The sequence below is a fragment of the Undibacterium sp. Di24W genome (assembly GCF_049340325.1).
Classification (GTDB): domain Bacteria; phylum Pseudomonadota; class Gammaproteobacteria; order Burkholderiales; family Burkholderiaceae_D; genus Undibacterium.
Genome location: NZ_JBMPOP010000004.1, coordinates 347,167 through 368,416 on the forward strand (window position 1 = coordinate 347,167; position 21,250 = coordinate 368,416).

Annotated in this window: 15 protein-coding genes; 4 read left to right on the top strand and 11 right to left on the bottom strand. The window is 44.2% G+C overall.

Going from position 1 to position 21,250, the window contains the following annotated elements; genetic code table 11:
- Positions 1-55: 55 nt before the first annotated feature.
- Complete coding sequence (gene murB / locus ACO0KZ_RS10690) at positions 56-1,096, bottom strand: UDP-N-acetylmuramate dehydrogenase (RefSeq protein ID WP_422995304.1); 1,041 nt, start codon at positions 1,094-1,096, stop codon at positions 56-58.
- Between the two features lie 195 nt (positions 1,097-1,291).
- Here murB and ACO0KZ_RS10695 point away from each other — a divergent pair, with 195 nt between their 5' ends.
- Both ACO0KZ_RS10695 and ACO0KZ_RS10700 read left to right on the top strand, forming a co-directional pair.
- Positions 1,292-1,783 (top strand): YajQ family cyclic di-GMP-binding protein, encoded by a 492-nt coding sequence (locus ACO0KZ_RS10695; RefSeq protein WP_422995144.1) that lies wholly within the window; start codon positions 1,292-1,294, stop codon positions 1,781-1,783.
- A gap of 15 nt (positions 1,784-1,798) precedes the next feature.
- Positions 1,799-2,491 (top strand): retropepsin-like aspartic protease family protein, encoded by a 693-nt coding sequence (locus tag ACO0KZ_RS10700; RefSeq protein WP_422995145.1) that lies wholly within the window; start codon positions 1,799-1,801, stop codon positions 2,489-2,491.
- 60 nt (positions 2,492-2,551) lie between these two features.
- Here ACO0KZ_RS10700 and aroG read toward each other — a convergent pair whose 3' ends face one another.
- The 5 genes from aroG to ACO0KZ_RS10725 all read right to left on the bottom strand — a co-directional run bounded on the left by aroG (position 2,552) and on the right by ACO0KZ_RS10725 (position 11,541).
- On the bottom strand, positions 2,552-3,610 hold the full coding sequence (gene aroG, locus ACO0KZ_RS10705) for a 3-deoxy-7-phosphoheptulonate synthase AroG (protein ID WP_422995146.1): 1,059 nt from the start codon (positions 3,608-3,610) through the stop codon (positions 2,552-2,554).
- Positions 3,611-4,004: 394 nt separating this feature from the next.
- Positions 4,005-4,694 (bottom strand): nitroreductase family protein, encoded by a 690-nt coding sequence (locus tag ACO0KZ_RS10710; protein ID WP_422995147.1) that lies wholly within the window; start codon positions 4,692-4,694, stop codon positions 4,005-4,007.
- A 183-nt stretch (positions 4,695-4,877) separates the two neighbouring features.
- Positions 4,878-6,338, bottom strand: a complete 1,461-nt coding sequence (tldD, locus tag ACO0KZ_RS10715; protein WP_422995148.1) for a metalloprotease TldD — start codon at positions 6,336-6,338, stop codon at positions 4,878-4,880.
- A gap of 89 nt (positions 6,339-6,427) precedes the next feature.
- Entirely contained in the window at positions 6,428-7,231 is an 804-nt protein-coding gene (locus ACO0KZ_RS10720) for a carbon-nitrogen hydrolase family protein (RefSeq protein WP_422995149.1), read from the bottom strand.
- A gap of 5 nt (positions 7,232-7,236) precedes the next feature.
- On the bottom strand, positions 7,237-11,541 hold the full coding sequence (locus tag ACO0KZ_RS10725; protein WP_422995150.1) for a YhdP family protein: 4,305 nt from the start codon (positions 11,539-11,541) through the stop codon (positions 7,237-7,239).
- 338 nt (positions 11,542-11,879) lie between these two features.
- On the opposite strand from ACO0KZ_RS10725, the gene glnE reads away from it, so the two are divergent.
- Positions 11,880-14,597: a bifunctional [glutamate--ammonia ligase]-adenylyl-L-tyrosine phosphorylase/[glutamate--ammonia-ligase] adenylyltransferase gene (gene glnE, locus ACO0KZ_RS10730; RefSeq protein WP_422995151.1), complete on the top strand. Its 2,718-nt coding sequence runs from the start codon at positions 11,880-11,882 to the stop codon at positions 14,595-14,597.
- 70 nt (positions 14,598-14,667) lie between these two features.
- Here glnE and pbpG read toward each other — a convergent pair whose 3' ends face one another.
- From pbpG to ACO0KZ_RS10750, 4 genes are all read right to left on the bottom strand, one after another.
- The gene (gene pbpG, locus ACO0KZ_RS10735) at positions 14,668-15,750 is read right to left on the bottom strand and encodes a D-alanyl-D-alanine endopeptidase (RefSeq protein ID WP_422995152.1); all 1,083 of its coding nucleotides are present in this window, start codon (positions 15,748-15,750) and stop codon (positions 14,668-14,670) included.
- A 196-nt stretch (positions 15,751-15,946) separates the two neighbouring features.
- Entirely contained in the window at positions 15,947-16,642 is a 696-nt protein-coding gene (locus ACO0KZ_RS10740) for a nitroreductase (protein ID WP_422995153.1), read from the bottom strand.
- Positions 16,643-16,715: 73 nt separating this feature from the next.
- On the bottom strand, positions 16,716-18,740 hold the full coding sequence (locus tag ACO0KZ_RS10745) for an ATP-dependent DNA helicase (RefSeq protein ID WP_422995154.1): 2,025 nt from the start codon (positions 18,738-18,740) through the stop codon (positions 16,716-16,718).
- Between the two features lie 131 nt (positions 18,741-18,871).
- Positions 18,872-19,072, bottom strand: coding sequence for a YdcH family protein (locus ACO0KZ_RS10750; RefSeq protein ID WP_422995155.1), 201 nt, complete (start codon positions 19,070-19,072; stop codon positions 18,872-18,874).
- A gap of 79 nt (positions 19,073-19,151) precedes the next feature.
- Here ACO0KZ_RS10750 and ACO0KZ_RS10755 point away from each other — a divergent pair, with 79 nt between their 5' ends.
- Positions 19,152-19,949: a PP2C family protein-serine/threonine phosphatase gene (locus ACO0KZ_RS10755; RefSeq protein ID WP_422995156.1), complete on the top strand. Its 798-nt coding sequence runs from the start codon at positions 19,152-19,154 to the stop codon at positions 19,947-19,949.
- Positions 19,950-20,028: 79 nt separating this feature from the next.
- Here the strand turns inward: ACO0KZ_RS10755 and flgL are convergent, their stop codons facing one another.
- Entirely contained in the window at positions 20,029-21,243 is a 1,215-nt protein-coding gene (gene flgL, locus ACO0KZ_RS10760; RefSeq protein ID WP_422995157.1) for a flagellar hook-associated protein FlgL, read from the bottom strand.
- Between the last annotated feature and the right edge of the window lie 7 nt (positions 21,244-21,250).

The window sequence follows — 21,250 nt, forward strand, 5'->3', positions numbered from 1 at the left end:
TATTTTCTTGGATGGGAAAATTCCACATCGTCTATTTTATTTTTTGATTTAAGGTTTACACAAATACAGGTTCGACTTCAAGTTGGACGCCGAATTTTCTACAGACATCAACTTGAATGTCTTGTGCCAAGGCTCTAACTTCTGCACCCGTTGCACCGCCAAGATTAACCAACACTAAGGCCTGTTTTTCGTAGACGCCAACGGTTTTGCGGCGAAGACCTTTCCAGCCACATTGTTCGATCAACCAACCAGCTGCCAACTTAAACTCACCGTTGGTTTGTGGATAGCTCACGCAATTCGGATGTTGCTGCAATATTTTGTTTCTTAGTTCTGCAGAAACAATAGGATTCTTAAAAAAACTCCCTGCATTACCGACCACTGCGGGATCAGGCAATTTCCTTCGACGTATCGCAATAATCGCGTTGCTGACGTCTATTGGGGTCGGCTCATCGATATCATGCTCTTGCAAATACTTCGCCACATCGCCATAGTTTAAACGTGGCAGCCATTGTTTTGGCAAAGCAAAACCAACATCAACAATCACAAAACGATTTTGCTCACCACTTTTGAAAATACTGTCTCGATAATCAAAAGCACAGTCTTGCTTGTAGAAAGTCTTTAATTCGCCAGTTGAAAAATCAAAAGCAGTCAAGCTATGAAAACAATCCTGCATTTCAAGACCATAAGCGCCTATGTTTTGAATTGGGGAAGCACCGACGGTACCTGGGATTAAAGAAAGATTTTCCAAACCACCAAAACCTTGGTCTAAGGTCCAAAGTACGAATTCGTGCCAGTTTTCGCCAGCGCCGGCGCGGACAATAAAACAATCTTCTGTTTCATCCAACAGTTCACACCCCATAATCGCCATATGCAAAACGAGATGTGGCAAGCGATCCGACAACACAACATTACTCCCTCCACCAAGCACTAAGCGTGGCAGGGCTGCAAGCTCAGCGTCCGCTTGAGTTTGTTGCCATAGTGCTTGCAACTGGCTTAGGTTTTCAATACAGAGAAATCGATGTGCTTGCGCGTTAATTCCAAAGCTATTTAAGCTTTGCAGCGAAACATCTTGCTGTAGTGTAAATTCAGGTTTCATAGACATAAGATTATAGTCGGGAATAAGTAATTTACCTTTAGTTTTACATTAAATTGCCTATAAAGTCGGTGTTAGTTTTTGTTAAAATAGGGTCTCTGCAGGGAAAGACCCTAGTTTCAGGAGATTTCCTTCACATCAGTACAAATCTGGTGCGAGCCACGATAAAAATTTTCAATTAATCAGTTAGGAAAACCCATGCCATCATTTGATACCGTCTCCGAAGCCAATATGGAAGAAGTCAAAAACGCGATTGCACAAACCAATAAGGTTGTGACGAATCGTTTTGATTTGAAAGGTACTAGCGCCAAGGTTGAACTTAAAGACAAAGAGCGTGAAATTACGATTTTTGGCGACTCAGATTTTCATCTTGATCAAATCATGATCGAAGTCACCCAAACCATGGGCAAACGCGGTGTTGACGTGCGTTTCCTCGATATCGGTGACGTGCAAAAAATCGGTGGTGACAAGGTGAAGAAAGTCATCAAAGTCAAAAATGGCATACAAACAGAAGACGCAAAAAAAATCGTTAAGGCCATCAAAGATAGTAAGATGAAAGTACAAGCCAGTATCCAAGGTGATGCTGTGCGTGTAACAGGTACTAAGCGAGATGACTTACAAGCTGCAATGGCGATGTTGCGCAAGGAAATTAAAGACCTGCCCTTGGAATTTAATAATTTCCGCGATTAACTTAAAGAAACCAGCATGATTTCCCCCAAATCAAGACGACTAAGTCTTGGCAATGCTTTTGTAAGCAGTCGCTTCATCCTTAGCTGCTTTTTGAGCTGCTTCATTAGCATTAATGCCTCGGCTGCTGCTGATATCAGTTTGGTCGCTTTAAGCAATGGAAAAGCCATGTTGGTGATAGATGGTAAAGCACCAAAAATGTACGCTATCGGTAGCAGTATCGATAGCACTACTAAACTAATTGCTAGCACCAGCAATAGTGTGACGATAGAAGTCGAAGGCAAGCGACAAATTTTGTATCTTGGCCAAGGCGGAATGCGCAGTAATAATGAGTCAAAAACCGCTAGCATTACCTTACATGCCAATGAACTAGGACATTTTTTTACGCAAGGGCAAATCAATGGTGGCAGCAGCCTGCGCATGATAGTTGATACTGGTGCTACCTTTGTCGCGATTCCAGCATCAGAAGCCATACGATTAGGAATTGATTACCGCAAAGGACTGCGAGCACGATCCAACACCGCCAATGGCATCGTGCCAATTTATATAATCAAGCTCGACTCGATCAAAGTCGGTGATATAGAGTTGTTTCAAGTTGAAGCATCGATACACGAAGGTGATCTCAATATCTGCTTGCTTGGCATGTCTTTCTTAAAACGACTCAGTATGGTCCGCGAAGGCCAGCAAATGGTGCTTACTAAGAAAATGTAAGTTTAAAGATAGCTTGAATAAAAAGAGTTGAACCTAAAGAAGCTCAACTCTTTTCACCATTTATGCAACAAGTGTACGACGATGCTTTACTGCGTCAGCCAGTCCCTGCAAAACCACCTCACTATCTGTCCAATTAATACAACCATCCGTTATAGACTGGCCGTAAACAAGTTCTTTACCAGAAACCAAATCTTGACGGCCTGCGACCAAATTAGATTCAATCATGACGCCGACGATACGTTGATCACCACCTGCTATTTGATTAGCGATATCAGCGCACACTGGTATTTGATTCAAAGGATTCTTGGAACTATTTGCATGTGAGGCGTCGATCATAATGCGCGGTTGTAGGCCATTGGCTGCAATATCTTTCGCCGCTGCGTCAACACTGGCAGCATCATAGTTTGGCGTCTTGCCACCACGCAAAATGATGTGGCAATCCTCGTTTCCATTAGTCGACACAATCGCAGAGTGACCACCTTTGGTGACAGACAAAAAATGATGTGGCTGTGAAGACGCTTTGATTGCATCAACCGCGATTTTGACGTTTCCATCGGTTCCGTTCTTAAAACCAACCGGACATGACAAGCCAGAAGCGAGTTCACGATGCACTTGTGACTCCGTGGTACGCGCACCAATGGCGCCCCAGCTAATTAAATCGGCGATGTATTGTGGACTGATCATATCCAAGTACTCAGTACCAGCCGGCAAGCCAAGTTCATTAATATTCAATAGCAATTCACGTGCGATACGCAGTCCATCGTTAATTCGGAAACTGTTGTCCATATACGGGTCATTAATCAATCCTTTCCAACCAACGGTGGTGCGTGGCTTTTCGAAATACACACGCATCACGATTTCCAGCTCACCAGCAAATTTCACGCGGGCTTCAGCAAGCTTCTTCGCATACTCTAAGGTTGCTTTGGTATCGTGAATCGAGCATGGCCCAATTACCACCATGACTCTATCGTCTTTCGCTTGCAGAATATCATGCAGTGCGCCGCGTGCATTGGCTGTTACTTCTGAAGCTTTATCAGAGCAGGCAAATTCGCGAATTAAATGCGAAGGTGGAAGCAGCTCTTTCATTTCTCGAATACGTAAATCGTCTGTGCGTTGCATGATGTTTTCCCGAAGTTTCAGTTAGATAAAAATGTGTTTAGAAAAAATTGTTTGATCGGCTTTACCTATCCGGTGCCCTAATAAATTGATTTCAAAGGGCAAAAAAAAACCGCCAAGCTTGGCGGTTTTTTTGGATCGGTTGGGTTCTATGTACGTTGATTTTGCTTCTACGTGAACTTACCGCTTCTCCACCGCCTTAAGGTTGGAATAGCTAAAGTAAAAGTGAAAGTAAAATCGTGCAAAATTCATGAAAACCTCGTGATCTAATGGAACGACTATAACAACATCAGCACGCTATTGGCAAGCAATTTATCTGATTATGCGCGTAAATCTGCAAAAGGCCTGAAGCTAACCATGAGTTACGAAATAAGCTTATATTCAAACGCCTATACGTTTACAGAAAAGTTGCGATCTCATGCAAAGCTTTCTTGCGTATATTCGGCACCATACAGTGATCCGCAGGATGACCGACGACCAGCAAAATGTAAGGTTTTTCATTATCTGGGCGATCTAATAACTCATTCAAAAACCCCATTGGACTTGGCGTATGCGTCAATGTCGCTAAACCCGCATGGTGCAAGGCTGCGATCAAGAATCCGGTGGCAATTGAAACTGACTCGGGCACATAATAATTTTTAACTGCAGTGCCATCATCCATTAAGGTACTTTTTTGACCGAAGATTGCTATCAGATACGGTGCCACTTCTAAAAAAGGCTTGTCTGAATCTGTGCCCAGCGGCGCTAACGCATCTTTCCATTCTTGCGGCGCGCGGCGTTCATAGAATTCACGTTCTTCGATTTCCGCTTCAACGCGGATGCGATGTTTTAACTCGGGATCGCTAACTACGGCAAAATGCCAAGGCTGATGATTTGCGCCAGACGGAGCGGTACCTGCTGCCAACAAACATTGCTCTATCACTTTACGTGACACGGGCTCTGAAGAGAACTCTCGTATGGTTTTACGTCGTGCGAGCTCTTGGTAAAAATCTGCCGCCCGCGCCTCCATCTCACTTTCTGGATAGGCGCGAAAGGTACTCAAGGGAATAAATTGTGGGGAGCCTTGATTGAAGGAAAGTTTAGACATGCTGATCCTCTCATAGAAAAAAGACACTGTAATCACAATATCCTATCTATTCAAGACACAAAGTCAAATTCAATACTTGTCGCAAAAATAAAGGATTTTTGACAATCAATCAACGGCAAAAAGATGTATAGACAATACGAACTTTTGCCGTTGCTTTAGTGCTGGTACTTCTTCAACTAACTATCAAGCCGTTCCGCCAACGACCAAGCCATCAATACGCAAAGTGGGCTGTCCCACACCCACAGGCACGCTTTGTCCTTCCTTGCCACAGACGCCGACACCAGAATCCAAACGCATGTCATTGCCTATCATCGACACACGATTCAATACATCTGGACCATTACCGATTAAAGTTGCACCTTTTACTGGATAAGTCACTTTACCATCTTCGATCATATAGGCTTCGCTGGCAGAAAAGACAAATTTACCATTGGTGATATCAACCTGACCTCCACCGAAATTCACCGCATACAAACCATTTTTTACTGAAGCTAAAATTTCTCCTGGGTCTTTGTCACCACCTAGCATGTACGTATTCGTCATACGTGGCATAGGTAAATGTGCGAACGACTCCCGACGTGCATTACCTGTGACGGGCATCTTCATCAGGCGCGCATTCATCGTGTCTTGGATATAGCCTTTGAGAATTCCGTCTTCAATCAAGGTTGTACATTGCGTAGGATTACCTTCGTCATCAATATTCAAGGAACCTCGACGATTCTCTAAGGTGCCATCATCAACCACGGTGACGCCTTTGGCAGCTACTCTATCGCCGATACGACCAGCAAAAGTACTAGAACCTTTACGATTAAAATCACCTTCCAAACCATGACCAATCGCTTCATGCAATAAAACCCCTGGCCAGCCAGAGCCGAGCACCACCGTCATTGGACCAGCAGGCGCTGGACGTGCATCCAGATTCACTAGAGCCGACTTCACTGCGTCATCAGCATATTGCTCAAGAATTGCGTCAGTAAAATACGAGAAGTTGTAACGACCACCGCCACCACTAGAACCCGTCTCACGACGTCCATTTTGTTCTGCGATTACAGTCAACGACATACGAACCAATGGACGGACATCAGCGGCGATGACGCCGTCACTGCGAGCTACTAGAATCACATCGTATTCACCTGCCAGACTCGCCATCACTTGTACGATACGTGGATCTTTAGCGCGCGCAATTTTTTCTATGCGCTCTAACAAAGCAACTTTTTGTGTTGCGTCGAAAGAGGCCAAAGGATCATCTTGCAAAAACAAATTATGACCTTGAATACCTTGCATAGAGGAAGCAACTTGAATTTTGCCAGAACCAGCACGTGCGATAGTGCGTGTTGCAGCTGCTGCCTCTAACAAAGCATGTTCTGATATCTCGTCGGAATACGAGAATGCCGTTTTATCGCCCGACACAGCACGCACGCCAACGCCTTGATCTATAGAGAAACTACCCGTCTTAACGATGCCTTCTTCCAGGCTCCAACCTTCATTCTTAGTGAACTGAAAATACAAATCAGCATAATCAATTTTATGCGTAAACATGGTTTTCAGTGCAGACGATAACTTAGCTTCATCGAGGCCAAAAGGAGTAAGAAGAATATCGCGAGCGATTGCGAGATGTTTTAAATTTGAATCAAATGGTGTCATGTTTTTCAGTCTTTATTGGCGGCCATATTGGCTATTAACTCGCTTATTGTAGAGCATTTCGTGCAGATGTTTGCAATGGGAACACCTTGCTAACAAGTAAAGCGCCGATGTTTCAAAGCGGGTAAGTTACCGCGGATTTTTTGTATCGTTTCCAAATCCAGATCAGTGACGACGACTCCCTCCCCCTCTTCTAGACAATTCAACACTTTGCCCCAAGGATCGATGAGCATACTATGACCCCAAGTACGACGACCACTATCATGTGTGCCGCCTTGCGCTGAAGCCAGTACATAGCATTGGTTTTCAATCGCGCGGGCACGCAACAAAATTTCCCAATGCGCCTGGCCTGTTGTATAAGTAAACGCAGCTGGCAAAATCAACAAATTACATGCGCCCATATTGCGGAATAATTCAGGGAAACGCAGGTCATAACAAATACCCAACCCGACTTTGCCTATCATGCTATCGAAACTAACGATGTCATTACCTTCTTGTATGGTGTTTGATTCCTGATAGCTTTCCTCACCATTGGTAAAACCAAACAAATGAATTTTATCGTAGCGGGCAATTTGCGATCCGCTGCGGTCAAACACCAGACAAGCATTATAGATTTTATGACTATCGTCGGACTTTAAGGGAATAGTACCACCCACTATAGTCATCTGCAGCTCTCGCGCCATCTGAGATAGAAAATCCTGCAGGACCCCAAGCCCAGCTTCCTCTGCAAAAGCAAGCTTATCGGTATCACGCAAGCCCATGATCGACCAATACTCAGGCAAAACAGCGAGTTCGGCACCGGCTAGTTTTGCCCGTTCCAGTAAACGTTTTGCCGTTTGGATATTAATGTCTGGATGAGATACCGACACCATTTGTATCGCAGCGATTTTCATCATAGTCCCTATTTTACTTCTGCCTTATTTTTATCTTGTTCCGCTTTCGACTGCTCTGCTTTTTGCTTCTCCAAAATTTGCTGGCGCTCTTTATTTTCTATCTTGGTGACAACAGGGTTTTTCCAAGGGCCAGTGATTTGAAGTTCATAAGTCAACGCACGTTTTAAGGGGTCTCTGAAAAACAACTGTGCGAGAAACGTACCTAAGCCAATCACCGGATTGACTACTAAACCATAAACCACAGAGGCGGCACCCACATTAAAATCAGGAATCACCACCACATGTAAATCTTGCGACTCCTTTGCAATATTTGCATAACCTTCCATTAGAACAGCTGCGCTGACACTACTCATTTTCAAATTATCAGTGCTTGCAATTCCATGTTGAATTTTGGCGGTTCCAACAATGCTATCAAAAGCAAAACCCTCCGAAAACACATCTCCAAAGTCCAGAGTAAATCGTCGTGGCAATGACTGCATACTCAATACACCTAATAACTTCGCACCACCCGGATCAACCTTTAAAAACTGTCCGGCTGCCAACTTCAGTTGTAATTGTCCACTAAGACTAGGAATATCAATATCAAAGGGTAAACCTCTCCACTCCAAATCGCCCTCTAGTCGTCCTTTACCACCACGCATCACTCCCAGAAAATCCAACCTATCCAAAAGCTTGCCGGAGTTTGCGATATCTAAAACATAGCGCAAATTCGTCTGGCTATCATTAGCTCTTGCCACCCATTTGCCGCTAGCATTGAGCTCTGCATCGTCATTCTTTAGATTTAGTTTATCGATATGCCATTCTCGTCCCAGCGCAGCCAAACTATTGCTAGCGAACAAATCTAAGCGCCCTAACTTTTTATCAAACAATTCAAAATTATCGACTTGGATATCAAGATTAGGAATTTGTTTTGTCGTGTTTTTTGCTTCCAATAAGTCACCGACATCTGATGCAGCGGATTTAGGAATCATCAAGCGGTTCAAACGTGCGGTTAATTGCCCATTAGACTGTTGATTGCCCAAGCCATTCCAAGTTAGATAACCTGATGCCTGCTTAGAATCTAAGTTTGCCTGCCACAAGCCAAACTGATGCGAAGCACCTAACACAATATTGTCTAACTTTTTGCCGAATAAAAATAACTCATCCGTCGACACGGAAAAACTATTCGGTTCGAGGTACTGTGCGATATCAGGATTCTTTTTCCGATCGACCTGCTGCACCTGTGTATTCTGTAGATTACTTGCAGCGCTAACACTATTCGTTTCGGGGAGTTTTGTATTTTTCTCCAACAGCCGGCGCCAATCATCAACATTCAAAGATTTTGTCTCGACGTGCACGCTGAGCCCATTATCTGGCAAGATTGCCGGCGCGTTCACCGCAATGCTGCCTCGTGTCACTTGCCATTTCGCATTTTTTTCATTTAACTTTTTACGTTGATAATGGGCGTTGAGACGACTCCCCACGCTCAGTTTAATTTGCTCGCGCAATTCCCCAGCAAGACCTGTCCCATCTGGCAGGAGTTCAAATCTCAAGGCTAAATTGTCATTGGCAGCTTTGTTCAATGGAGCAGGCAAATTCCACCCTAATCCCTGCAATCCAGATTCAACAATCACTTCCGTCTGACGTTGTTTAACATTTATTTGTGTGAAATAGCGACTCTCGCCATTCAACCCAGTCAATAGTCCACCCAAATCGACATCGGCAAAATGTTTACGTATTCCATCTGCGTTGGCAACGCCATCCAGCTTAATACGTATCACGCCATCTTTCTGAGTACCACCACTTGCTTGCACAGCGCCACCCAACATCGAAGCTTTTAAATTACCCAGATTTAAGCCGCGCTCATTGAACTCGATTCGGCCGTTTAAACCCGTGATCAATGGCAAATCTGGTTGCAAGTTTGTATCGTTTCCACCTAATTGCAGAACACCCTGCACTTTCGAATCAATAATCGTGTGCAAAGGCAACTGCAACTTTAAACCAAGTTGTGCATTCCCAGTCGCGACCGTGTCATGTAAAAAATTTCCCAGCCAATCATCAACCGGGCTGGCTTTGACATAGCCAAGCATATTTTGCAATCCTCCACTAGCAATCCCATCAATCTGCAATACAGAATTGTGTTCCACCAAATCTGGAATAATAGCTTTTACCTTTGAGACAGTGACGCCATTAGTCATGCCGCTGTCCGCACGAATTTCCATACGGGCACGATCAAAAACAAAACTTCCTTTGATGTTCTCTATCATCGGCCAATAAGGCGCTGCCCCGTCTTTAGCAAATGCTCCCGGCAAAAAATTCAATTTACCTGCTTGGATATTGCCCTTGACCAAAAACTCTCCCTGTTCTAGCGCTCGACCTTCTTTTTGATGAAATGGAAACTGCGTCAGGGGTCCTTTAAGTCGAAAAACGACATCGTTGGCAGTCCCATCTAGCAAAGCATTACTCAACCAAAAACGTAAATCATCTGGCGTATGTGCTGGAATATAGCGATTGATCGTTTTCAGATCAAAACCATTCAAACGGCCACTGATATCGACTTCCCCCAAATCTTGCTGACGCATAGACAACACATGTTTACCGCTCAAAGAAGCGATCGCGCCATCTTGTTCGAACTCCATACCATGAATTTGAAACAATAATTTATCATCGGCAGCGAACTGCCACTGAGCCTGCATTTGCAAGCGTTTAAATGGCATCAAAGGATCAACAAAATAACTAGGCAGTTGCAGCACGAGATCATGAGAATCCAAAGTAAAACTGCCGCCTTTATCGTTCGCATCGATTGAGCCGGATAAATTATCAAACCCTGGTATCGCTGGTACGGCCGCCTTCGCTGGTGTCTTGCCTACCTTAGGACGTGCAAGTTGCGCCTTTTGTGGTTGCATTTCTAAATTACTGAAATGGCCTTTAATGCTATAGCTAGAAATTTCGGGGAAACTGCCTTGCCAACGTGCACTGAACTCCTTCAATACACCTTTTGGTGCGACATCTATCAACAAGCGTCGCTGATCCAAAGGAATAGGCAAATGTTCAGCAAAATTAGCTAACGAATGGAGATCAAGCGATTGTGCATAGAGTTCAACTTTTTCACCTTGTCCTTTTTCACCTGGGGTAAACGTTTCCTTTAGTGTGGTTGCGGGCAAGAGCAAACCATCGCGGGTTTGCATAGAAAAGTCGACCAGAGCCAAGCTATGCCCTGCCTGTCCAAGCATCCACGACATGTATCGGTTATTATCAGCAATACGTTCAGAAGCGATGATACGACCACTCACTTGTGCCATGTCCAGAATCGGCAAATCGCGGCGAAACTTCCCAAGTACATCTTGCAAACGTACATCAGCAGTAAAGTCCACGATACGACCTCGATCCATTTTCAGCCAAGAACGTAAAGTCCCTACGCCCTTATCAAGCTTAACTGGCAAAGGAAAATATTGATGTATGAGCGGCAAATCCGCTTTCCTGAGATCGGAATATAGTTCACCCGACCAAGATACTAGTTCTGATTTTTTATGGGCAAAAACGGATTGCGTAAAGCTACCGCGAATATCCACCGGTGCGGCTAACACAGCAGGTGGTTTAGCGCGCAGTGCAAAGCGGTGTTTATGCCATTGATTTTCTAGTACAAAATTGACTTCATTCAATTCTAAGACAGGATTTTCCTGCAATTGATCATCCCAACTGATTTGTCCATCTTGTATACTTATTTGATGCTGCGCCAAAACCCAATCGATGCCCGCCTCATCTTGGTTAACTTGTTGCTTGAGTTTGATGGGAAAACCGGCAACCTGAATTGTGCCTTCGCGGTCTCTCAGCACTTTCAAACTAGGTTTAAGTACTGCTATTTTGTCGAATCTGATATCTAATACCAACAAGGACCACCAAGAAATACTGGTGCGAACTTCAGGCAAGCTCAACGCAGGTTTCGACAATTGATCGTGAATGACGACATTATTTAGCGTCAACTGTGGGTTGAAGTTTTGCCATCCAGCCTGAATTTTGTCGATCTGAACTTGTCGACCCATTTTACGGCTGGCAAATTGCTCTATGTCGGTTTTGTAATTTTCAAGACCTGGCAGAACGACGTAACGCAACAACAAAAACAAGATGGCGAATAGGAAATACAGCACTAGCAAGCATTTCATCGCAATGGCGAAAGTCTTTTTCAAACCTCGACCACTGTGGCAGGCGGCAGCAAAGCATGTACCACGAACACTGCGGACGACTTTACGCCAGCCGCGCACACTATCTTGCGGTTGCTTCTCTGTCGATAGGGATGATTGTGACGATTCCAATTTCACGTTGGAGCCGGACAAAAAATCTTAAAATGAAACAAAATGTCAAGAAACAGGGTGCCTAGTAACATTAAGAACCATGACAACAGTAAAACTATAAACAGCCGCATACTCCCCCGTTTACTTCTTCATAAAAAAATCAAAATTGCCCGCCTGTGGGTATCTGTATAAATGTGACATAGAGTATCAATTCACAGCACAATTGACCACTATTTTGCCTAGTTACACCAGTATTAACTTAAATCAACACATGTATTTGTGATTCTACAGTCTGCCTTTACAATGCATTTAGGTTTATGTGATGACCTTCTCAACATCACGCCTGCTCTTGCCATTTGCCACCAATTGATCGCAACACTATGAATTCTTCTTTTGCATTATCTGAACCACAACACCCAGCATTACGTTCACGCTTTTTGAGTCGTTGGCTGAATGCCAAAAGCACAAGAATGCAAGAGCTAGAGAATATAACGCAATTATCCCTGAGCCCGACCGTTTTTGGCGAAATTTTACAAAACGAAATGACGCAAGGCGCTAATTTAGCTGCCGCAATGCGTCGCACCCGCAACCTCGTACTTTCCAGTTTAATCGTGCGCGACTTGACTGGGTTAGCAAAACTGAACGACATCGTCACCGCTATCAGTGAGCTCGCAGATTTTGTAGTAAAGACGCATTTGCAACACCTTATGACTGAAATGGTGGCGTTGCATGGTCAACCAATGGGTGAAGAAAGTGGTGAAGTGCAGGAATTAATTGTTTTAGGCATGGGAAAACTAGGTGGGCACGAGCTAAACGTGTCTTCTGATATCGATCTCATTTTTTGTTATTACGAAAATGGTGAGACACTTCCTGGACCGGGACAACGGGAATTATCGAATCATGAATTTTTCAGTCGCCTCGGCAAAAAATTGATCGCTGCGATCTCAGAAATAACGGAAGACGGTTTCTCATTCCGAGTTGACATGGCATTGCGCCCCAACGGCAATTCTGGCCCCTTAGTTGCGAGTTTTAGCATGGTCGAAGACTATTTCTTGGTTCAAGGACGTGAATGGGAACGCTACGCCTGGGTCAAAGCGCGCGCTATTACTGGCACAGCCAATCACATTGCAACATTGGATAAGATTATTTTTCCATTTGTATATCGACGTTACCTCGACTACGGCGTAATCGATTCACTACGCAATATGCACCATCAAATCCGCGCAGAAGTCATTCGTCAGGAAACCAGGCACCCAGACCGCGGTATCAACGTCAAATTAGGGCGCGGTGGCATACGCGAAGTGGAATTCTTGGCACAAGTGTTCCAATTGATACGTGGTGGACGCGAAGCGATTTTGCGTGACCGCTCTACCAGACAGACTTTAATAACACTTGCGGAAAAAGGTATACTAGATCAACAAGTCGTTGTGCAGCTGATGCAAGCTTACACTTTCCTACGTGACGTAGAGCATCGATTGCAGTATCTCGACGATACGCAAACCCATATCTTCCCTGCTAAGCTTGAAGATCAACATATCGTTGCACAAATGATGGGCTACCCAAATGTAGCCGCATTAAATACCATATTAATCCCTCATATGCAGTTTGTGGCAGAACAATTTGACGCGATATTCAAAGACAAATCAGACAAACAAACGGAGCAATTAGATGCACCTAATCTCTCCGACCCAGATGCCGTCGAAACGATAGAGTTGCATCTACAAAGTTTAGGTTTCCAAGAAGCCAAAGCTGTCGCACAACGACTAGCAAGCACTTGGCAATCTACAAAAATGCAATCTTTATCAGATGCTAGCCAACAAAAAATGACAGGGCTGATCAACCAAGCACTGACTATTCTATCCAAACAAACTGAAGGACAAACAGAAACTGTGCCGCGCTTGCTCGACTTCTTGGAGCAAATTGCGCGTCGTAGTGCCTACTTATCCTTACTCAGCGAGTTTCCCCATGCATTAGAACGTCTTATCCGCATGATGAATGCAAGTGATTGGGCCGCCAAATTTCTTAGTCGTCATCCTATCTTGCTTGATGAATTACTCGATGAATCCGTATTGCACCAAGCCCCGGACTGGGATGCATTTAGTGCGGAGCTAGGCCAAAAACTGCAGCAGCAAGATGGTGATATTGAAATGCAATTAGACACCTTGCGCGAAATGCACCATGCACTATTATTTCGTTTATTGGCACAAGATCTAGAAGGCCGATTAAGTGTAGAGCACTTGGCCGATGCCTTATCAAAATTGGCTGACATTGTTGTGGATGCAGTGATCCAAGCCGTGTGGCAAAGCATCCCGAATCGCCATCGTGCAACGCCACGATTTGCCGTCATCGCGTATGGAAAATTAGGCGGTAAAGAACTAAGCTATGCGTCGGATCTCGATGTCATTTTCTTATACGACGATGAAGATCAAGAGGCACCGGCACTCTATGCAAAATTGGCCCAGCGCTTCATCACTTGGATGACGTCACATACTTCTTCCGGGGTATTGTTCGACATTGATATCGCTTTACGCCCAGATGGTGCGAGTGGACTGATGGTTTCTTCCGTCAACTCATTCGAGCGATACCAAGAAAAATCCGCCTGGCTATGGGAGCATCAAGCGCTTACTCGCGCACGTTTTTGTGCTGGAGACCTAGAAATTGGCGCCAAATTTGAACAAATACGAGAAACAGTTTTACGTTTGCCACGCGATCATGAAGCCTTAAAATCCGAAGTAATCAGCATGCGTAAAAAAATGCGTGAAGCGAATGTCAATCGCACTGATTTATTTGACCTTAAACATGACCATGGCGGCATGATAGACATAGAATTCATGGTGCAATATTTAGTGCTCAGACATGCGCACGACTATCCCGAATTAACCGGAAATATCGGCAATATTGCCCTATTAAAACGTTGTGGAGAACTCAGCTTAATCGATTCGACGCTAGCACAAGAAACCGCTAATACGTATCGAGTGCTACGTAAATACCAGCACAATATTCGACTACAGGGAGAAGAAAAAGCGCGCGTCCAAACTGAAAAAGTTGTACAAGTTATTCTCGCCAGCGAAGCATTATGGGAAGTTTTATTTATGTAACGATTTGCGTCAACCAAAAGAAAAAAGGCTTTGCAATGCAAAGCCTTTTTTTATTTCAAACGAAATCTTATTAGCCTTGAGGATGCATCGCCGTAATCCATTTTTTGATACGTCCAGCGTCCGCCAATCGAGAGTATTTCCCCTTAGAATCAAGGAATACCATTACCACGGCACGACCTTCGATAATTGCTTGCATAACTAAGCACCGCCCTGCCTCTGCAATATATCCCGTTTTTTGCAGACCTATATTCCAATCTGAGCTCGCCACTAATTTGTTGGTTGTACCATATTCGAGCAATTGCTTGCCTTTAGGATTTACCGCATATTTCGAGTCGGTCGAGTATTCACGAATCAAAGGATATTGATAAGCAGCGTTGATCAACTTGACCAAATCACGTGCGCTTGCAACATTTTTACTCGACAAGCCACTGGAGTCGACATAGGAGGTATCATTCATACCCAATTGCTTTGCCTTGGCATTCATCGCAGCAACGAAGGCTGGCAAACCACCAGGGTAACTACGCCCCAAAGCAGAGGCTGCACGATTTTCCGAACTCATCAGTGCAATATGCAATAAATCTGCACGAGATAACTTAGCACCTATCGCTAAGCGTGAACCCGTGCCCTTTTCTTTATCGAGATCATCTGCCGTGATATCGATCATTTCAGTCAAATCCTGTTTCGCTTCCACAACTACCAAACTTGTCATCAATTTAGTAATGGAGGCGATTGGGAGAGAAACTTCTGCGTTTTTTTCAAACAAAACCTTGGAACTATCTTGATCGACAACGAACGCGACGTTCGAGGCTAATGCCAAAGCATCAATGTGTTTCAAGCCTGCCATATCACCCGCACTCGGGCGTGTATCTTCAGCCAATTGCAACACGTGGCGTTGTTTTGAGGCCTTTGCCGTCAATACTTTTTGCTTGGATTTTTTAGATACTTTGTTGTGAGCAATTTTGGACTTATGTGAACCGCTCTTAGTCGCGTGTGCTTTTTTAACGCGATGATGGTGTGAATTCGAGGCTGCTTGAGCTTGAGAAACAAGCAGTGCAGAAGAAATAGCTAGGACAGTTAGCGCAGACTTATTGAAGGGAAAAATAGATAAACCGAACATAGATTTCACCATAGACTTCAAACTTAGTGCAACCATGTAATACTCCTTGAGACAAAAAATTTCCTAATGGAACGAAGTGTAGCAAATTCTTGATAATTCGCAAGAGAATTAAAGACTTAGCGCGGCTTCTTCACATCAAATCTACAAGTTTGAAACAAATGAGATAAACAAAATATATCTTTCTGCATTTTTCAATATGAAAACGACATGCGCACTATGATAAAACCTAGGCTCAATCAAGAAACTGCACAAATTCAGTCAAAGCGGCACGTTCAGTAATTAAAGTATTTTCTACCTTAGTCATATCAGCAAATCCTAAAGACATGCCACAAACCACCATCTGATCTTCAGGCAACTGTAAGTGTTTTTCAATAATTTGGTGATATTGTGTAAACGCGGCCTGTGGACAAGTATCCAAACCTCTAGCGCGTGCTGCCAACATGATGTTTTGTAAAAACATACCGTAATCCAACCAAGATCCCTGTTCCATAATACGGTCTATCGTAAAGATCAGACCCACCGGTGCGTCAAAAAATTGATAGTTACGTCCATGCTGAATATGCATGCCTAGCTTATTCTCTCGAGTCAAACCAAGTAAGGCATACAAATCCCAACCGACTTTACGTCGCCTGTCTATATAAGGGCTACGCCATTCGACTGGATAATACTTGTACTCTTCCGTGTGCGTCTTAGCCACTTCGAGGTCATTGTGTGCAGCAAGAATTGCCTCAGAAAGTCGCTGCAAACTCTGCCCCCGTAACACAAATACTTTCCAAGGTTGGGTATTCGTACCAGATGGTGCTCGTGCTGCTACCTCCAGTATTGACTGGATATCTTCAGCTGCAATAGGCGTTGGTAAAAAAGCTCGCAACGAACGACGAGAGCGTATTACCTGATCCACAGTTTCTTGCACGGGATTTGAAATCATTCCTGCTTCCTTTCAACTGATCTTTCAGTTTTTTAACTTTGTAAATTCTCTACAAGCTGATGAATGTGGCTCATCACACTTGGCTTAGTTTTGCAGTACGGGCTTTCTCCAACTCGGCAAAAAAACTTAAGATCACGGGAAGTTCTCGGCTACGTGCGAACGCAGGCAAGCTTTGCCAAATGCGTTTGCCATATGGTTTAGAAATAAGGCGGGGATCACAAATCATTAACACGCCACGGTCCGTTTCATCACGAATCAAACGGCCTGCACCTTGTTTCAAATTAATGATCGCCTCTGGCAATTGATGATGAACAAAACCATTCAATCCTTTCTTTTCCATCGCTTCTATACGCGCTGCTAACACCGGATCATCTGGCGGCGCGAACGGTAGTTTATCAATGACCACCAAAGATAAGGCTTCACCACGTACGTCGACACCTTCCCAAAAGCTCTGACTACCAATCAATACGCCATTACCAGACGCCCGAAATCGATCCAGTAACTCGGTACGCCCCGCATCGCCCTGTACGAACAAAGGGAAGTTCAAATCACGTTTAGTAAATTCGTCTTTCAACCTTTCAGCACAATGTTTGACCGCCTTATTTGTCGTACACAAAACAAAGGTGCGCCCTCCAGCCGCTTCAATTACTGGCAAAGCAGCATCCACTACCGCGTCGGTGTATTCTCTGGAGTTGGGCTGCGGCATGCCATCAGGTACATACAAAATACCTTGCTCTTGGTAATTAAATGGGCTGGGCCAAGTCCGGGCAGGCTCGTCCCACAAACCCATCTGCGATACATAGTGACTGAAATCATTTTTCACCGCCATGGTAGCCGAAGCAAATATCCAAGTACGTGGTACGCCTTCACGTTGTTTATTGAAAATCGGCGCAATGGATAGCGGCGTTTTATTTAATTGCAAGGAAGTTGAATAAGCCTCGACCCACAATACGCATTCAGGTTTTCCTTTGCTCTCTTTTGCGTTCGGATCGAGCTCGCGCCAATCGTCTAATCTAGTTTGTAAATCGACTGCTCGAACCCGGCATTGTTCTATCGTTTCCGCACGTTCCGCTTGTTTTTCCAAAACGCCAATCAAATCACCGAGGCTATCTTTCAAAGTTTCGAGTGCGGGAAAGAAAGGACTTGACGGCGCGATTTGTTGCAGCGACATCCTGATCGAATCCTGTGCAAAACAAAGCCGTAAATCACGTGCGGCACGTTCTACCGGCGTCACAATTTTTGCCCATTCTGCACCATCACGCGCATGCGACAAACCTTCTGCCAAGCTATCACGGCACAGTTCTAAAATCTGCGACGTTGAAATTGATTCACCAAAAAATAAAGTGGCTGTTTCCGGCAATTGATGCGCCTCATCAAAAATTACGGTATTTGCAGAAGGAAGTAACTCCGCGATTCCCGTATCTTTCAATGCCAAATCCGCGAAAAATAAATGGTGATTAACCACTACCACATCAGCCTGCTGCGCTTCCTTACGCGCTTTCATGACAAAGCAATCCTGATAATACTGGCACTCGGACCCCATGCAAGTATCTTTCGTTGATGTCACCAGATTCCATACCGCGGCGGTCTCAGGCACCCTCGCCAGCTCCGCTTTATCGCCACTGCTCGTGGTCTTTATAAAACGAGAAATATCACGTAAATATCCAACATCTTCACGCGAAGTCAGGCGACCATTTTGCAAAGTACGTTCCAAATGAAAATGGCAAAGGTAATTCGCACGACCTTTTAAAAGCGCAACTGAGACTGGCGCCTTCAATACTTTTTTTATGGTCGGAATATCACGTAAATACAGCTGGTCCTGTAGATTTTTTGTACCAGTGGAGACAATGACCTTACCACCCCACAATAAAGCGGGAATAAGATAAGCAAAAGTTTTACCGGTGCCAGTACCAGCTTCAGCCAGCAGAGTCTTTTGATTTTCAATCGCAAAGGCAATTGCTTTCGCCATTTCTATTTGAGCCTCGCGCGGGCGATAGCCTTGGATCGAAGCACTTAACACACCAGACTCGCCGAATATCTGTTGGACTTCCCGGTCGTGAACTCCATTGTCACTCGAATTTAAATTAGGTTCTGTCAAAATAAGGCACAATCAAACACAACAAAAAAACAAACTCCATATTTGCAATTGAAGATGGAGCAAAAAAAACAGCCGAAAGCAGGGACAATGACGTTTGGCTATCAACTAAATTGGCAACTCAACTGGGTTTATCAAGCCGGAATGTCAGGAGAGAGTTGCATTTTCAATAGTGATATGTAATCCTTCAGTTGTAATTTGCGTTTTTTCAAGCGGCGCAACTGCAATTCGTCGTGATCAGGGTCCCTCGTAATTGTTTCAATGACGGAGTCGAGATCGCGATGTTCTACTTCTAATTCACAAATACGCATTCGAATTTGATTTGTATGGTCCATAAGCTGTAAGAGCGAGTAAAATGCAAAAAGTTAATTTAAAAAATTCGGAAATTTCGACTAGTGTAATCTACCAAGACGTATGAGCCAATATAAGATCGAAGCTGGCACCGCTCAACATATCGGTGATCGTAAAGAACAACAAGACCGGGTGGCTCTATTTGCAGCACCAAACGCGCCAGGCCACATGATGGCGGTGGTTGCTGACGGCATGGGGGGCAAGAGTGGTGGCGCTATTGCTGCGGAGCAAGTAGTACGCTCAGCAAAAATGTTGTTTGACGAATTCTTTCCTGGCAATGACATTAAAGCGATGCTGGAAGCCATCGTCCATGAAGCACACACCGTGATTAAATTGTCGGCGGTTTCATCAGAAAAAGAACCGCACAGTACCTTTGTCGCCTTGGTCATATCCCCTGAAAAGGCCGTGTGGGCCTATGCTGGTGATTCCCGCCTCTATCGTTTTTCCGGTCCCAATTTTGCTGAGCGAACCAAAGACCACTCTTATGTCGAACGCTTGGTTGATGAAGGTTCAATCACGCCGGAAGAAGCAAAAAACCATAAGATGTCCAATGTATTAGTCAATGTATTAGGTTCAAAAAATGCCATCCCATACGTGACATTTGGTGAGAAAGACGATCTGACAGCGGGCGATTCATTTCTGTTGTGCTCAGACGGTTTATGGCATTATTTCGCAGACATCGAACTATCAGTAGCAGTGGGTGCCAGCACGCCCCGTCAAGCCTCTGAACTCATGATACGCAAAGCACGGGAACGAGCAAACTCTCAAGGTGATAATGTTTCATTCGCTATTGTAAAACTCGTCTCGCCGCCTGTAGAGCAAAAAAACTATATTGCAGAGAAAATGACTCGCGCCAATTAATTTGTTTAGCAATTGAAAAAGCCCCACTAGATTCTTATTTAGTGGGGCTTTTTTTATATTTTCTAAATCGCAACAAACCTTAGTTGAGATAGTTGAACAAAGAAAGTGACGACGTTTTAACAAAAGACTGCTGTGCCGCCTGTAACACCACTTGATTTTGATTTAATTCGGTAATCGCTTTTGCATAATCAAGGTCTTGCAATGCTGATAATTCTTGCTTATAAATGACGCCCATGCTGTCGCCTGCACTATTTAAATTTTCTAATTCTTTCAACGATGTACCAAGACCCGTGCGTGCCAATAAAACATTCGACAAAGATTTATCGATATTGGAATTCGCTTGACTTAGATCCGCAGTCAATTCTAATCGTCGTTGTACGTTGCCAGTCGGCGATTTTAAAGTGTTAATTAAATCTGTAATAGTTTCAAAAATATTTTGATTACCGGGCTGAATCGAGAATTTATCACCTGGACCAGGCGCGCCCGGAGTATTGGTCAAAGTGATATCCATACCATCAACCGTCACTGTTTGTGGACTAGTGTAAGCAGTACTAGGAACAACCACAACACCGGTGGTTTTATTGGTAACTGTGAAATTTGCTCCAGTATTATCAAACGCCACTTCATAATTATTGCCAGTTAAATTGGCTGTAGTTGGCACATTGATCGAAGCAGTTGCGACTGTTTGTCCAACATTGGACGGGTTAGGGCGAACATTAAACTGACCATTAGAGGTTCGAATATTTCCAAAAATGGCAGAACCAATATCGCTGATCGGAATTTGTCTAGAGGTATCTACTTGCAAGAATCTTCCGCCCTGATCACCATTATACTGTGCGCCACCCTGCGTTTTTGTATAGGGCGCTGTAGTCGAGGAGAAGCCAGAAAAAAGATAGCCATCAGTACCATCGGTAGCATTAGCAAAACCAAACAACTGATCAAGATTACCTTGCAACTCATTGGCAATATAACCGCGTTCCTGGTCGGATAAAACACCATTCCCCGCACTGACCACGAGAGTCTTCACGTTGTGCAAAACATTGGTAACGTTGCTTAGCGTGTCCTCCGCGATGCTCAAAGTATTTGCCGCATTTTTTCTATTGACTGCCAGTTGATCATTGACCGCATCAGTCTGCGTGATGACTAAGGCTCGCGCTGATCCAATTGGATCATCTGATGGATTCAATATTCTACGACCGGAAGCAATCTGTTGTTGGGTTCGATTTAATCCAACTTGCAAGTCACTTATACGTGAGCCACCAGACTCATAAATAGTATTGGTACTGATACGCATAATTATC